18 protein-coding genes are annotated in these 14,210 nt (G+C 66.2%); 16 read left to right on the plus strand and 2 right to left on the minus strand.

Annotation, left to right across the window (positions count from 1 at the left end; all coding sequences use genetic code 11):
* From Q0599_RS00070 to Q0599_RS00100, 7 genes are all read left to right on the plus strand, one after another.
* Positions 1–246 (plus strand): signal peptidase II (locus Q0599_RS00070; RefSeq protein ID WP_298823921.1); only part of this gene is annotated, 246 nt, incomplete at its 5' end.
* Positions 247–317: 71 nt separating this feature from the next.
* Positions 318–752 carry a copper chaperone PCu(A)C gene (locus Q0599_RS00075; RefSeq protein WP_298823924.1) on the plus strand — a complete coding sequence of 145 codons (435 nt, stop codon included), beginning with the start codon at positions 318–320 and terminating at the stop codon, positions 750–752.
* Positions 749–1,207 carry a disulfide bond formation protein B gene (locus tag Q0599_RS00080; protein WP_298823928.1) on the plus strand — a complete coding sequence of 153 codons (459 nt, stop codon included), beginning with the start codon at positions 749–751 and terminating at the stop codon, positions 1,205–1,207. The genes Q0599_RS00075 and Q0599_RS00080 overlap by 4 nt, the downstream gene beginning before the upstream one ends.
* Positions 1,204–1,605 (plus strand): thioredoxin domain-containing protein, encoded by a 402-nt coding sequence (locus Q0599_RS00085; protein WP_298823931.1) that lies wholly within the window; start codon positions 1,204–1,206, stop codon positions 1,603–1,605. Before Q0599_RS00080 ends, Q0599_RS00085 begins: the two co-directional genes overlap by 4 nt.
* Before the next feature lie 115 nt (positions 1,606–1,720).
* Positions 1,721–4,660 (plus strand): Tn3 family transposase, encoded by a 2,940-nt coding sequence (locus Q0599_RS00090; RefSeq protein ID WP_054022254.1) that lies wholly within the window; start codon positions 1,721–1,723, stop codon positions 4,658–4,660.
* 78 nt (positions 4,661–4,738) lie between these two features.
* A complete protein-coding gene (locus Q0599_RS00095; RefSeq protein ID WP_054022253.1) occupies positions 4,739–4,990 on the plus strand; it encodes a type II toxin-antitoxin system ParD family antitoxin in 252 nt (83 codons plus the stop codon).
* Positions 4,987–5,313 carry a type II toxin-antitoxin system RelE/ParE family toxin gene (locus Q0599_RS00100; RefSeq protein ID WP_054022252.1) on the plus strand — a complete coding sequence of 109 codons (327 nt, stop codon included), beginning with the start codon at positions 4,987–4,989 and terminating at the stop codon, positions 5,311–5,313. Before Q0599_RS00095 ends, Q0599_RS00100 begins: the two co-directional genes overlap by 4 nt.
* 249 nt (positions 5,314–5,562) lie before the next feature.
* Here the strand turns inward: Q0599_RS00100 and Q0599_RS00105 are convergent, their stop codons facing one another.
* Positions 5,563–6,483 (minus strand): LysR substrate-binding domain-containing protein, encoded by a 921-nt coding sequence (locus Q0599_RS00105; RefSeq protein ID WP_298823951.1) that lies wholly within the window; start codon positions 6,481–6,483, stop codon positions 5,563–5,565.
* Between the two features lie 151 nt (positions 6,484–6,634).
* Here Q0599_RS00105 and Q0599_RS00110 point away from each other — a divergent pair, with 151 nt between their 5' ends.
* Complete coding sequence (locus tag Q0599_RS00110) at positions 6,635–7,048, plus strand: dimethylsulfonioproprionate lyase family protein (protein ID WP_056183915.1); 414 nt, start codon at positions 6,635–6,637, stop codon at positions 7,046–7,048.
* A 283-nt stretch (positions 7,049–7,331) separates the two neighbouring features.
* On the opposite strand, the gene Q0599_RS00115 is transcribed toward Q0599_RS00110, so the two are convergent.
* The gene (locus Q0599_RS00115) at positions 7,332–8,219 is read right to left on the minus strand and encodes a helix-turn-helix transcriptional regulator (protein ID WP_056183913.1); all 888 of its coding nucleotides are present in this window, start codon (positions 8,217–8,219) and stop codon (positions 7,332–7,334) included.
* A gap of 232 nt (positions 8,220–8,451) precedes the next feature.
* Between Q0599_RS00115 and Q0599_RS00120 the strand changes: the two genes are divergently transcribed.
* From Q0599_RS00120 to Q0599_RS00155, 8 genes are all read left to right on the plus strand, one after another.
* A complete protein-coding gene (locus tag Q0599_RS00120) occupies positions 8,452–9,219 on the plus strand; it encodes a nuclear transport factor 2 family protein (RefSeq protein ID WP_056183911.1) in 768 nt (255 codons plus the stop codon).
* Between the two features lie 31 nt (positions 9,220–9,250).
* Positions 9,251–9,589: a hypothetical protein gene (locus tag Q0599_RS00125; RefSeq protein ID WP_298823976.1), complete on the plus strand. Its 339-nt coding sequence runs from the start codon at positions 9,251–9,253 to the stop codon at positions 9,587–9,589.
* Positions 9,590–10,028: 439 nt separating this feature from the next.
* Positions 10,029–11,726 (plus strand): site-specific integrase, encoded by a 1,698-nt coding sequence (locus Q0599_RS00130; protein ID WP_298823982.1) that lies wholly within the window; start codon positions 10,029–10,031, stop codon positions 11,724–11,726.
* 38 nt (positions 11,727–11,764) lie between these two features.
* Complete coding sequence (locus Q0599_RS00135) at positions 11,765–12,349, plus strand: hypothetical protein (RefSeq protein WP_054022245.1); 585 nt, start codon at positions 11,765–11,767, stop codon at positions 12,347–12,349.
* A 110-nt stretch (positions 12,350–12,459) separates the two neighbouring features.
* Positions 12,460–13,080, plus strand: a complete 621-nt coding sequence (locus tag Q0599_RS00140; protein WP_298823990.1) for a hypothetical protein — start codon at positions 12,460–12,462, stop codon at positions 13,078–13,080.
* Between the two features lie 41 nt (positions 13,081–13,121).
* Complete coding sequence (locus Q0599_RS00145; RefSeq protein WP_298824366.1) at positions 13,122–13,442, plus strand: hypothetical protein; 321 nt, start codon at positions 13,122–13,124, stop codon at positions 13,440–13,442.
* Positions 13,442–13,744 (plus strand): type II toxin-antitoxin system RelE/ParE family toxin, encoded by a 303-nt coding sequence (locus Q0599_RS00150; RefSeq protein ID WP_298823993.1) that lies wholly within the window; start codon positions 13,442–13,444, stop codon positions 13,742–13,744. The genes Q0599_RS00145 and Q0599_RS00150 overlap by 1 nt, the downstream gene beginning before the upstream one ends.
* Before the next feature lie 166 nt (positions 13,745–13,910).
* Positions 13,911–14,168, plus strand: coding sequence for a hypothetical protein (locus Q0599_RS00155; protein WP_298823995.1), 258 nt, complete (start codon positions 13,911–13,913; stop codon positions 14,166–14,168).
* Positions 14,169–14,210: the final 42 nt, after the last annotated feature.

Here is a 14,210-nt window from a genome sequence, read left to right on the forward strand (position 1 = left end):
CCAGTGCTAGCTTTTCGTACCGTCACTTATTGCACTGAAAACGAGGAGACCCCACTTGGCAACGTCGTCGACCGGGTGCGCATCGGCGCCGTGGTCGACTACCTCGACCTGCATTGGCGCGGCATGCACTGGCCGGCGTTCAACCTGGCCGACATCTTCATCGTCGGCAGCGCGGCGCTGCTCGTGCTGGCCTCGTTCGGGCCGCGGGCCGATTCGCGCGGGGACGATCGAGGTGACGCAACGTGAGTCGGCAAGCACCTCCAACGGATCCCGGAGCGAGAATGTCGAGAATGAGCTTTCCTCTTCCGAATCGTTTGTTGTCCCGCTGCCTCGCTGCGCTGCTGGCTGTGGGTGCGGCGTCGGCGGTGCATGCGCAGGTGACCGTCGATGGCGCCTGGGCGCGCGCCACCGTGCCGAACCAATCGGCCACCGGCGCCTTCATGCGGCTGACATCCCAGAAGGACGTCGTGCTGACGGGCGCCAGTTCGCCGGTCGCCGACATCGTCGAAGTGCACGAGATGTGGCTGGACAAGGACATCATGCGGATGCGGCCCGCCGATCGCGTGCCCTTGAAGGCCGGCCAGACCATCGAGCTGAAGTCGGGCGGGCTGCACGTCATGATGATGGACCTGAAGAAGCAGCTCAAGGCAGGCGAGCGCGTGCCCCTGGCGCTCTCGTTCACGGCGGCCGACGGTAGCGTGTCGAAGGTCGAGGTGAACGCGACGGCTGGCTTCGCGCCACCGGCACGATGAGCGAAGAACCGCCGCTTGCCCCGCACGGCAACGGCCGGAACGCCACGTTCTGGACGCCGCTGTTCCTGGCCTGGCTGCTGGCGCTGCTGGCCACGGCCGGCGCGCTATTTTTGGGCGAGGTGATGGGCAAGACACCGTGCGTGCTGTGCTGGTACCAGCGCATCGCGATGTTCCCGCTGGTGCTGGTGCTCGGCATGGGCCTGTTCGCGTCGGACGCGCGCAGCGTTCGCTACGCGCTGCCGCTGGCCGGCGTGGGATGGGGTGTCGCCGCCTACCATCTGCTGGTCTTCTGGGGCGTGGTGTCCGAGGGGCTGGTGCCGTGCGGCAAGGGATCGTCCTGCGCCGACGCCGACGTCCAGGTGGCCGGCGTGGTGCCGATTCCTTTGCTGTCGCTGGCGGCGTTCACGGGCATCCTGGTTGCGTTGTGGGTGGCAAGAAAAAGGGCAAGAACATGAGCAGGAAGTGGATCGTGCTGGGCACCGTCGCGGCGGTGGTTCTGGCTTTCGTGGCCGGTGTCGTGGTCTTCACGAACCGCTCGAACCAGGAAGTGAAGCAGGCGGCGCAGGCGAACAGCGATGCGTTGGTCAGGCCGCATTCGCCCGTCTTCGGCAATCCAGCGGCCAAGGTGACGATCGTCGAGTTCTTCGACCCGTCCTGCGAGACCTGCCGGACCTTCTATCCGATCGTCAAGCAGATGGTCAACGCGAGCTTCGGCCAGGTCAGGCTGGTGGTGCGCTATGCACCGCTGCACCACGGGTCCGACACGGCGGTCAAGATCCTCGAGGCGGCGCGGCAGCAGGGCAAGTACTGGGGTAGTCGTACTTTTCGTGCAGATTGGTGCGCTTTCGCCTGAAACCCAGTATCCATGCGGGTTCCCGGCGGGCGCCACCCTCGCAAGATGAGCGCCCGACTGCCTTGGCGGCGGCCGTGGCGGTACATTGACCGCCCCCCTGCCGCTGACCACCGCCATGCCCGCCTTCGCCCTGCGCTTCGTCGGCCAGGAGGCCTTGCCGCCTCGCCTTAGTGAGTTCGACCGGGAGCAGTTCTTCACGCTCACATCAGCGGAGGTGGCGGCCGTCCGGGAGCAGTTCCGCAGCGACCACCGCCTGCCCGCGGCGCTGATGCTTATGTTCATGCGCGTGGCCGGCCGACCGCTTGACGGTTTCAACGTGCTCCCCCGAAACCTCCTGCGACACACCGCCCAGGTCCTGGCCGTGTCGCCGCCGTCCATCGCCAGCCTGCGGTCGATCTACAAGCGCCGGCAGACGCTCTCCAAGCACCAGCTATGGGCCAAGACTTACTTGGGCCTGCGCGAGCTTGAAGTCGACGACGAAGCGGCGCTCACAGCGGCCCTGCTGGCCCAAGCTGCCGACGTGTCCCACGCCGATGACCTGGTCCAGTCGGCCAGCCACTGGCTGTTCACGCGGCGCATCCTGATCCCAGGAGCGCGCCGCCTGCAGGACTGGGCTCGTGTCGCATTTGCAGCGGTAGAGTCGCAGATCCTCGGCGCGGTCAATGCCGCCGTGCCGCCGGCAGCGGCCCAGAAAGTTGTCGCCGCCGCATACAGCGCTCGGCCAGGCACCGACACGACGCACCTGGAGTGGCTGAAGACCCCGTCGAAGCGTCACGGCCCCGGCACTCTTACCGAAACCATCGACAAGGTCCGCTACCTGAAGGAGCTCGGTGCCCAGGACTGGAACCTGAGCGCCGTATCGTTGGCCAAGCAGCAGGCCTACGCCCGTCAGGTCCAGGCCAGGCGCCCCGTGAAGACGCGGGAGATCAAGCCAACGCGCCAACTGATCGAGTTGGTCTGCTTTCTGCGGGTGACCCTGCTCGAACTCACCGATGTCGCCCTCTTGCAGACCAGCCGGCGCAGCCAGCAACTGTTCCGCGAGGCGGCGGACAAGGCCCAGTCAAACCGTATCCGGGGCACGACAGGCCTGATCCAGCAGGCAGCCAAGGCACGTTCCGTCCTGCACGACGAATCCAAGACCTGGCAGGCGCGAGTCCTGGAAGCAAGAGATCTGCTCGCCGAGCTCGGCGAAGCTGCCAGCGGCAGCTTTGTGTCCCTGGTTCGCAAGGCTCTGGCGGAAGACAGCCAGCGCGTGCACGCCTGCCTGGCGGCATTGACGGACCTGGACTTCGGTGGCCGCTCTGGCGATCCGGGCTTCGAACAGTGGAAGTCTTGGACGGATCTGCAGCGCCAAGGTGTGACCGAGCTGAAGGAGGGCGTCCCGCTGCCAGATGTCGGCGCAGCCTGGCACGGCCTGGTCCGCGATCTGGACCCTCGCTCAGGATTTCGGGCGTTCGAGGCCTGCACGATGATGTCGCTGCGCAAGAGCCTGCGCCGAGGCAGTGTCTGGTTGGCCCACTCGCTGAGTTTTCGGGAGCGAGACCAGATGCTCATCCCGCCGGCGGATTGGGCCTTGCAACGGGACGAGCAGGTTGCGTTGCTGGGCATGCCGAAGTCCGCAGCCGACTTCCTGGAGCCCTTGCTGGCCAACTTGATGGCCGGTATGTCTGCGGTGGCAGAGGCCCAGCGGCGCGGCAAGGTCGAGATCGGCGCCGACGGCATGCTCCACCTGCCGGCGATCACGGCACTGCCGGATCAAGCCGAGCCGGTCCGCACGCGTGAAACCATCTACAACCTCATCGGCAGCGTGCAGTTCCCGGACATGCTTCTGGAGGTGGATGCCGCCACCGGGTTCAGCGAAGCGCTGCTCGGCCACCGCGCGCAGTCCACCGACGAGCTCGTTGCCCTCTACGGCGCGTTGCTGGCACACGGCACCGATGCAGATGCCAAGGGCGTGGCGTCAATGATCCCCGGCCTGGAACCCACTCAAGTCACTGTGGCCATGCGCGCCCTGGAAGGCAGCGGCCGACTGCGCCGCGCCAACGAGCGCGTGGCCGAGTTCCAGTGCCGGATCCCAATCGCGTCACTCTGGGGCGACGGCGACAAGGCATCGGCCGACATGATGTCGCTGGACGCGTCGCGCCACCTCTGGAACGCCCGCGTTGATCCGCGCCGTCGCACATACGCCGCTGGCCTGTACACCCACGTGCGCGACCGTTGGGGCATCGTCTACGACCAGCCCATCGTGCTCAATGAACGACAGGCCGGCGTCGCCATCGAGGGCATCGAGCAGCACAACAGCGCCGCAGACAGGGTTCGGATCTCGCTACTGGCGGTCGACACCCACGGCTACACGAATCCGGCGATGGCCATCGCCAAGCTGCTGGGCTTTGACCTGTGCCCGCGGCTGCGGGATCTGGCCGAACGAAAGCTCTACCTGCCGCGTGGTTTCATCGTTCCGGATGGCTTGGAAGCGGTCACCGTCCGGCGCGTGTCTTTGGCCGCCATCGAACGCGGCTGGGACGAGTTACTGCGCCTGGCGGCGTCGATCCGCTCGGGACGTGTATCCGCCACGCTGGCGTTGCAACGATTCGGATCGGCCGCTCAGGGGGATCCACTGCACCGGGCTGCGGAACATCTGGGCCGACTGCTGCGAACCGTGTTCCTGTGCGACTACATCGCCATCGATGACTTCCGCCGCGAGATCCACACTCTGCTGAACCGTGGCGAGTCGGTGCATCAGCTTCAGCGCGCCGTGTACTCGGGCAAGGTGGCGCCGGAGCGCGGCCGGCGCCGCGACGAGATGAAGGCGATTTCCGGCTCGCACGCCCTGCTGACGAACATCGTGCTGGCCTGGAACACCGCAAGGATGCACGAGGTTGTCGAGAGGCTCAAGCGAGACGGGATCCCAGTCGAAGACGAATGGCTGCGCCGTATCGGCCCGGCGCACTTCTCGCATGTCAACTTCCGCGGCACGATGAGATTCGGCGTCGAGAAGTTCGCGGCGGCGCTGATCCAACGCGTGCCGGGCCAGGCAGCGCGCTTGGTTTCGTGACGAGGCAAGCATTCCTTGAACTGGCAAGATGCCAGCCGGCGAGTTGACAACCGTTGTTAAACCGACCAAGATCCCTCCATGAGCCGCCAGACTATGAGTTTCGCTTTGCCCGAGTCGATGCGCGAGTACATCGACAACCGGGTCGCCGCCGGCAACTACGGCAACACCAGCGAGTACATCCGCGACTTGGTCAGGCGTGACCAGGAAGAGCAGGCCAAGAAGCGGCTTCGCGACCTCATCGAGGAAGGGCTGGCGTCCGGGCCCGGCCATCGTCGCACCAAGGCGGACGAGAAGGAACTGCTGGCGATCGCTCGCGGCGAGATCGATTGAAGGCGGCGGTTCTGCGCCCGCAGGCGCTGCGCGACCAGCAGGGCGAAGTCCGCTACTACCGCAACGAGGGTGGCACCCGCGTTGCGGTGAAGGTGGCCAAGGCCACAAACGCCGCGCTTGACCAGATCGAACTCGACCCTGGCATCGGCTCACCGACGCTCGGAAGGCTTCTTGGCATTCCAGGGCTTCGGACCTGGCGGGTCGCAAAGTTCCCGCTGCTGTGGTGCTACTTCGAACGCGGGGACCACCTTGATGTGGTCCGGCTTCTGGGCGAGCGCCAGGACGTCGCCGCGATCTTGGGCGATGAGTTCGTTTCGAACTGACGGTACTCACGCCGCGGCGGGCACAGGGCCGGAGCTCAATGACCGGTCTCCGGCAGCCTGTTCGCCGAGTTGGCTGGCCGAAATCGACCCAAACCTGCCAGCCGGCTTGCTCCGAAGCAGCCGGACGGCGAGCCATCGCTTTTCATGTTTCGCTTCTACGAAGCGGCCGTTCGTAATCTCACACACTCGGCCAGAAGCAGACATCATGCTTCCTGATGTTTATGGCTCGCACCCATGCGATCGTCGGCGTCAGAGGCTCTTTCCCCGTAAGTGCTTTGCCCTCAACGACTGCATGGGCCGGATGACGTCGCGCAGCGTTTGCATGAACACCTCGGTGCTGGGCGCAAGCGTGCGACCCCTCACGCGAAACATGCCGACGGGAATCCCCGACGGCAGATCGATCGGGAGAACGCGGAAGGACGCGGGAAAGTTGCCGAATCGCAGGATCGAGCCGTACATCACGGTGAGGAATGAATGGGTCGCAACCAACTCACTGCGGACCAGCATAGACATCGTTGTGACCGCAGGGTCTGGCAGGCTCAGGCCCTGCAGGCGGAACTGTGCCTCGAGTTGCGCAGTGACGGCCCCGTTCGCCGATGGCAGCACCCAGGGGTGGAGCCCAGTCTCCTCCAGACTGACAGACCTTCTACTGGCTAAGGGATGCTGCGCGCCCGCGACGATGAAAAGGTGATCATCGAACAGCCGCTCGAACGTCAGGTCGCCGCCGCTTCCCTCAACGTGCTCGCGTCCTATCCCGAAATCAACGGATCGACCCGCGACTTCGCTTGCCAACTTGCCTGAATCCAGTTCGGCGACATGAAAGCGGAATCCAGGGCGGTTACTCCGAACCGCACCTATCGCGTGCGGCAAGAGTCCAGCGCACACCGCCGGCGTGCCGCCTAGACGCAGTTCGCCGCGGGCTGCATCGGCCAGGGACTGCAGTTCGTCCACAGCTTGACGGAGTTCTTCGAAAACACCCGTGGCGCGTCGCAGCAGGATCTCGCCCTGCGGCGTCACGCTGACGCCGCGGTTGTTGCGATCGAATAGCCGGACCCCGAACGTAGCCTCGAGCTCCCGAATGGACTTCGACAGGGCAGGCTGCGTCAGGCCGATCTCGCTCGCGGCCTTCAGGATGCTGCCCGATCGCGCCACTGCCTGCAGCAGCCGCAACTCACGCAACGTCACTCGCCTGAGCACCAACTCTAAAGTGTCCATCGATATAACAGAATGTTGATACCAAGATCGACAAATGCGATACCGGAAGCATAGCAAAGTGCGTAATGTATGGCTCTTGCAGGCAGACCACCGCAAAGGAAGCGTGATGAACAAGTTGCTCACCCTATTTGCCGTCCTGATGGCGCCCACCGTGGTAGGTAGCCAATCCCTCGCCGGCGCGAACGGAGTGCGGTCCGGCATTACGGCGGCAGCGCGCCATGTGTTTGACGACGCGACCATGCCGGGAAAGGAGTTCCGTGTTCTACACACCACCTACGCGCCCGGTGGTCAGAACCCGAAGCATTACCATCCCTCGCACGTCGTGTTTTACGTGCTCGAGGGATCGGGCGTGTGGCAGGAGGAAGGAAAGGATCCGGTGACGCTCAAACCAGGCGAAAGCCTGCACGTGCGCCCGGGGATGGTTCACGCGCATCGCAATGCCAGCACGACGGAGCAGTTGGTGTTTCTGGAGTTCGTCATCGTGGACAAGGGGCAGCGCAGCACCGTCCCGATGCGATAGGCGCAGGTACAAGCCGCGCGGCGCTCGCGCGCGGCCAGCGCCGGTCGGATGCGCGATCTCACCGCCGGAAAGCTGACGCCCAAGTTGAGCGACCGGATAGCCGACGTCCGCGGTCGGCAGTGGCCGACCCGTATGCGACATTGACGAAGTGAAGAGCGGTCGCTCAACCGCCTAATGTGCTCGAGGCGCGGTTCGTATCAGGTTCACCTCGACACCTTGTGAGCGTCCCGCCTGGAAGCGGCGTCGCTTCGTCTGCCGCGGCCACTGAACCGCCACGCCGTCATCAACGCTGCAGGCGATGCGCCTGCCGAAATGCCTCGGGCGTCGTGCCTACGAGCCGCCGAAAGAACTTGACGAAGTTGGTCGGCTCGTCGAAGCCGAGAAGCTCGCCGATCGCGACCGACGTCGCGGTGGTGTGCACGAGGAGGCGCTGGGCTTCGAGGGCGACGCGCCGGTCCACCTCCTCCTTGGCCGAATGGCCCAACACGTCCTGGCAGGCGCGCGCCAAAGTGCTCGTCGACACCCCCACGCTGCGGGCCAGCAGTGCCACGGATGGACGAGCGTGGACCCGTTCTTCCAGCGCGCGCCGCAGACGCCGGATCAGCGTGGCCTGCGCCGTCGGCGCCGACGGATGACCTGCCGCCGATCGACTGATGCCGAGCATCAGGCACAGGATCAACTCGCGCGCCATCGCGGCCGACAGCTCGTCCAAGATGGGCTGATCGAGTTCGCGACGGAGCATCGCGGACAGCGATCTCCAGGCGGCCAGACCGTCGGCGCCCATCCTGAAGTGGACCGGCCACTCCTCCAGGCGCAGCAGCGACATGGTCGCCTGCCGGGAGGTCGACGCGGTCGGCTGCACAACGGCCGGATCGAGCAGCAGCACATCGGCTTCGAAGCCGTTCGCCGGCTGCCACTGCTGCACCTGGCCGGGCCTTACGAAGACGACGTGACCGGCGCGCAGCGAGAAGCGCTCGAAGTCGACCAGATGCCCTCCACGCCCTCCGGTCGCCACGAGAACCATGAAGAACTCGACGCGCTCGGTCTGGAGCAACTGCGTCGCGGGCACGCGGCCGCGGAGTTCCGCCAGGCTCATCAACTCCGCGCCGATGGGGTCAAGCCGCTCGTTCTTGAAGCGAGTCTGGCGCAGTGCCTTGCGGGGTGGGGACACGAAAACTCCTTTCGGCGCGCCTACGGCGCGTCTGCGCGATTTCTACCATCACTTGCCCGACGCTGACCTTGGCGTCAAGGCTGGGTGCCGGCAAAGTCCGTGCTGCAAACCAACCCAGAACCCCGCCCCAATGCTCTCCTTTCCCTCCCGCCCACGGCGTGCCTTCGCGCTGACCCTTCTCTCGGTCGTCGCTGGCTGCGCGTCGAACAGCTACTCGTCCAAAGGAACCCCCATGTCCTCCGATCCCAAGGCGCAGGTTGTCGCGCTGCTCAAGTCCATCGAAACGGGCGAAGCGGCCCCAGTGGCCGTGGTCAACCCGGCCAAGTACATCCAGCACAACCTCGCCGTAGGCGACGGCCTGGCTGGCTTCGGCGCAGTCCTGCAGGCGCTGCCGAAGGGTTCGGCCAAGGTGAACACGGTGCGGGTGTTCCAGGACGGCGAGTTCGTCTTCGCGCACACCGAGTACAACTTTTTCGGCCCGAAGATCGGCTTCGACATCTTCCGCTTCGAGGGCGGCAAGATCGTCGAACACTGGGACAACCTGCAGGAGACGCCGGCCAAGCCCAACCCGAGCGGTCGCACGATGATCGACGGGCCGGCTGTGGCGGCAGACTTGGACAAGACCGCGGCCAACAAGAAGCTGGTGGCGGCGTTTGTCGACGACATCCTGGTTAACGGTCGCCTGGACCGACTGGCGGGCTACTACGACGGCGACAACTACCACCAGCACAACCCGCAGATCGCCGATGGACTGTCCGGCCTCGGAGCGGCGCTGCAGGCGATGGCCAAGGCGGGCGTGACGATGAAGTACCACAAGGTCCACAAGGTCCTGGGCGAAGGCAACTTCGTGCTCGTCGCCAGCGAGGGTGAGTTCGCCGGCAAGCCGAGCGCGTTCTACGACCTGTTCAGGGTGGCCAACGGCAAGATTGCCGAGCACTGGGACACGATCGAGACCATCCCGCCACGCGCGGAATGGAAGAACGCGAACGGCAAGTTCTGAGGCGCGGAGGACTGTGAGCCCCTGGAAGTTCGTGCTCTACGGCGCCCTGCCGGCCACGGTCGCGGTCCAGACGGCCCTGGCCGGCCAGGTCGTCGAAGTCGTCACGCTCAAGCTCAGGGCCGGCGTCGCTGCGGCCGAGTTCGCTCCGATCGACAAGGCAGTGGAGCGTGAACACGTCGCCAAGCAGCCGGGCTTCGTTTCGCGCGAGAGCGCGCATGGCGCGGACGGCGAGCGGCAGGTGATCGTCCACTGGCGATCGGCGTTTTTCGCCGACGCATCGATGGCGAGCTTCCAGAAGGCGCCCGCCGCCGCGCAGTACATGTTGAGGATCGAGGCCTCGACGATGAGCATGAAGCGCGACCAAGGGTAGCGTTCGGGATGGCCGGCAACGAGGCCACGCTCAAGACCGGCGCGGACCTCCGTGCTCCGGCAGCAGGCCCATCTCCTTCGTGGCCGCGGCCCAGCGCGCACTCGCTGCGCAAGAAGCTGCCCGCCGCGCCGACGTCCCGGTTGACGCGGTCTCCCGCATGTGTCCGCTTTGAGGTGAGTCAGCAATAGACCGCTCCTGGCCGATGGCTGGTCTCCGCGAGCGGCGGCTTCCTGGAGCCTCAATTGGGGCTGCGGCCTGCCTCCCGGGCAGTGAACTTGAGGCCCATCCCGAACGCCTTGGCGTGCTACAGCCTCCCCGCGCCTAGTCTGCCGAGACTCTCACCGCGGTGAGAGTTCGCTGGCAACCAGGTTCAATCGCAGCGCCACCAAGATAAACAACATTAGCTTGGCATGCTTGCCACGGGTCTAAACTGGCATCCATGGAAAACGCGCTGCCAGCGCCACCCAACATCCCCTCAGACCCAACCTGGCCGGATGAGGCTGCGCTGGCCGCATTCCGCGCCTGGCTTCAAGGGGTGCCGAGCCGCGCCGCCGTGGACCGCTATCTGCCCGATCGCCGGACTGCCGGCGCATCGGCGCGCTCGGTGATCGGGCGAGTGAAACGCCAGCTGGTGGCCTTCGCGACGAGCCGCGCGCTGACGGACCTGGCCTCTACTTTGTCGGCGGCCAGTCCATCCGACCGGATACTCGCCAAGGCCGCCGCTGCCGCCATCGAGACGTTGCGCGGGATGCCGCCTCCGCAGCCTCTCATCGGCGACGCCGTCGAGCGCTGGCTACCCGTGCGGCTCGTGAGTGCACTGCACGCGGTGGGCATTCGCACGCTGGCCGACCTGACCCTTCGTGTGCCCAGGCGCCGGCGGTGGTGGGCAAGCCTCGCGGGGCTCGGGCCGGCGGGTGCCCGCCACATCGAGGCATTCTTTGCCCAACATCCTGCGCTGACCGAACGCGCTCGAGCGCTGATCACAGTGAACCAGGCGCAGGAACTGATCCCCTGGGAGCGACTGGTCGTCCCCGACGACGTCGATGGCTCACGGGGTACCTTTCGAGCGCCGCGGGCCAGCTGTGCACTCGACGCCAGCAACGACTACCAGGCCGTAAACGCATGGCTGTCGCTGCACGAGTCGGCGGCAACCCAGCGGGCCTATCGCAAGGAGGCCGAACGTCTGATCCTGTGGGCGATCGTCGAGCGTCGGCGGGCTTTGTCGTCGCTGACCACCGAGGACGCCATTGCCTACCGCGCCTTCCTGCGTCATCCGGGCCCACGCGCGCGCTGGGTCGGCGCACCACAGCCGCGGTCGTCGCCCGCGTGGCGCCCCTTCGCGGGCGACCTCTCGGCGCGCTCGGCAGCCTATGCGCTGTCGGTACTCAACGCCCTGTACCGCTGGCTCATCGAGCAGCGCTACGTGCTGGCCAACCCATTCGCCGGCGTCAAGTTGCGAGGCGGCCGGCCGGTGCAGCTCGACAGGTCTCACGCCTTTACCGAGCACGAGTGGAAGCTCGTCCGGGTCGTCGCCGAAGGCTTGGAGTGGTCCTACGGCTGGAGCGAGCCGGCCGCGCAGCGGCTGCGCTTCATGCTGGATTTCGCCTACGCCACGGGCCTTCGAATCAGCGAGCTCGTGGGCGCGCGACTGGGCGCGATCGACTCGGACGCGCGCGGCGACACGTGGATCCGGGTCGTCGGCAAGGGCCACAAGGCCGGCAAGGTCGTGCTGCCGCCGCTGGCCCGTGCCGCCCTCGATCGCTACCTTGCTCAACGGGGGCTGCCCGTGACACCCTCGAAGTGGCGTCCATCGACCACGCTGGTTGGCAGCCTTGGAGAGGATGGAAACGGGATTTCCTCGTGGCGGCTGTGGCGAGTGCTGAAACGGTTCTTCGCCACGGCGGCTGAAATCGTGGAGGAAGGCTCCCCGGCCCTTGCCGAGAAGTTGCGGCAGGCCACGCCGCACTGGACGAGGCACACGCATGCCACGCACCTGCTCGAAGGCGGCGCCGAGCTGACCACGGTGCGCGACAACCTGCGGCACGCCTCGCTCGCCACGACCTCGATGTACCTGCACACCGACGATGCCCGACGGGCCAAGCAGGTGGCCGATCGGTTCGCGGCGCCGCGTTCGTAGCCTACAGTCGTCTCGCCTACACGCACACCGCACCACCCATGCAGCCAATCACCTGCGACGCCTGCCGTCAGCCCACGCTCACCCACGATGTCGTGAACTACGGGTCGATGGAGGGTGGCTACCGGCAGCTCTGCGGCCGATGCTTCAACGAGGCCGCCGCCAGCCGCCTCGGGCTACAGGGGTTCGAGCACGTGGTGTTCGAACCTGTCCGCATGATCGACGGGCGCGGCACCGAGCACGAGTTCCGGTTTCGCACCCGGCTGTTCGGGCCCGGCATGGCAATCGACGCGTTCGAACTGCGCGATGGCAGCCCGGCCGGCTATGAGTTTCAGGTGATCGGCGAGCCTGACGACGACCCTCTGGAGTTGCTGGGCAAGCTCATTGGCAAGATGCGCCGGGCCTTGGCTCTCACCCACATCGAGGACTCTGACCACGGACCGCAGGTAAACGATCGCCTGATCCTGCGTGGCATTGTCAGCAGCGATCCCGACGAGGACCACCGAGTGCCGATGCTCGTCATCGATGGTCGCGAGATTTCCTGGGACGAACTCGGCCACATGGTGGCGACCTTCGAGGGCTGGCAGTTCAAGCTGGAGTTCCGCGACCGGAGCGAAGAGGTCTGACCCGGCAGATCGCGAGAAACCGCAGGGCGCGGTCCGCATGGGGCTGCCAGCGACGAAGCGCACCAATCTGCACGAAAAGTACGGAGCGTCCGCAAATGCTGGAAACGTAAGTGCTTGTCGTGCAACGGGTTTTCAGAGCAAAGCGCACCAATCTGCACGAAAAGTACGACTACCCCTCATCGAATCTCGCGCTTGGGCCGGCGGTCGTTGCACGACTTCTGTCAACCGCGCACAATGATTCCATCTCTGATGCGGTAGATCCTATGCACAGCATGACCTTGGAACAACTGCGCGCCACCGCGGCCGCCGGCGGCGTCGTCGGCGTCACGCTCAAGGGCCAAGGCGGCGCCTTCATGCTGCGCATCGCTACCCGCAGCGGCCAGGACGCCGTCCTGGCCAAGGCCCGCAGCACCGAGCCGCGCCGCTTCGGTAACCCTGCCTCGGCCATGATCCTGCTGCGCGAAGTTGGCATCGCCGTAGCGCAGCTCGACGCCACCGACTGGGACCCCGACGAGAAGGACATGAGCCGCAGCCGCTCCAGCCAGGCCGAGGCGATGCGCACGGCCCACCAAGCCGCGGCGCACAACCGGTGGCTCGCCGCCGAGATCCAGGAATCGCTCGACGATCCGCGCCCGAGCGTCCCGCACGACGAGGTCATGGCGGCTATGGACGCCGAGATCGATACGATCGAGCTTCAGCGTGCCAGCTTCGCGCGAAGGAAAGGCGCATGAGCACGACGCCGCGCCAACCCGATCAGGTCATTGCGCAGGCGATGCTGGCCGCCGCCGCTGAAGCGCCGCCCCCAGCGATCACTTCCGAGGAAGTGGCGGCGCTCAAGCGCCTGCTCGCGCATGCCAGGCGCGACTCCGGGCAGAGCCGGGTCGTTGCGGACTTTCTGCTGGCCTGGTGGAACACAGGCAGCTGCGGTGCCTTCGACCTGACCTCGCTGTGGGCACTGGACACCGACATCGTGGCCGACATGACGACCGTGTTCGGCCTGATCGGCCGCGTTCACCGCTACCCCGACAGCCTGGGCTACGAGGCCGAGTTCAAGGCCATCGTGCAGGCCTGGCGGCCGGAGCTCAGGGACTGATGCCGGGGGCCGACTACCGCATCGCCTGGCGCCCCAAGGCTCTGGAAGACCTGCGCAGCATCGTCCGCTACATCGCCCAGGACAGTCCGACCCGTGCACGCACCTTCGGCAAGAAGCTGCGCGAGAAGGTCCAGCCGCTGGCCCAGCACCCGAGGCTCGGCCATGAGGGCCGTCCCGGGCTGCCAGCCGACGTTCGCGAACTCGTGCTGCACGCCAACTACATCGCCTTCTATCGGGTGATCGACACCTCTCGCACCGTCGAGATCCTTCGCGTCAAGCACGTGGCGCAGCAAACGCCGTGAATCGCAGGGGCGCGTGCGCACAGGCCACGGAACGGCTGACCATCTGAAATCGACGGCCGATTTCGGCGGGGGGTTGGACCGGGGTTTCGAGTTGCGCGCCCCCCGCGGTCAGCCGCACGATGGGGCGCCCTGCACCTGCTTCGCCATGAACCCCCGGACATCACCGTTGCGAACCGCGCTCGCCGGCCTGTGTGGTCCTTCTGGACAACGGGATCGGCCCAGCGCCGACGGCCTGCTCGCGGTCGCCGGGCTTCAACTGCAGGCCTACGATCCGCCGGCAAGCTTTGCGGACCCGCGGCTCGATGCGCTCTGTCGGGAGGCGGCGCGAAGAGGCCTGGTGATCACCGACGCCCAAGGCCGACTGGTCGGCGATCTGCGCGCCGTGTCCGTCAACGAAGTGATGCCGGCTTTCAGAGGCTGTTGACGGACCCGTCCGCGACCGCGTCCCGCGCCGTGATGCAGCGCC

Origin of the sequence: uncultured Piscinibacter sp. (assembly GCF_937952055.1) — a bacterium.
Lineage (GTDB): Bacteria > Pseudomonadota > Gammaproteobacteria > Burkholderiales > Burkholderiaceae_C > Piscinibacter.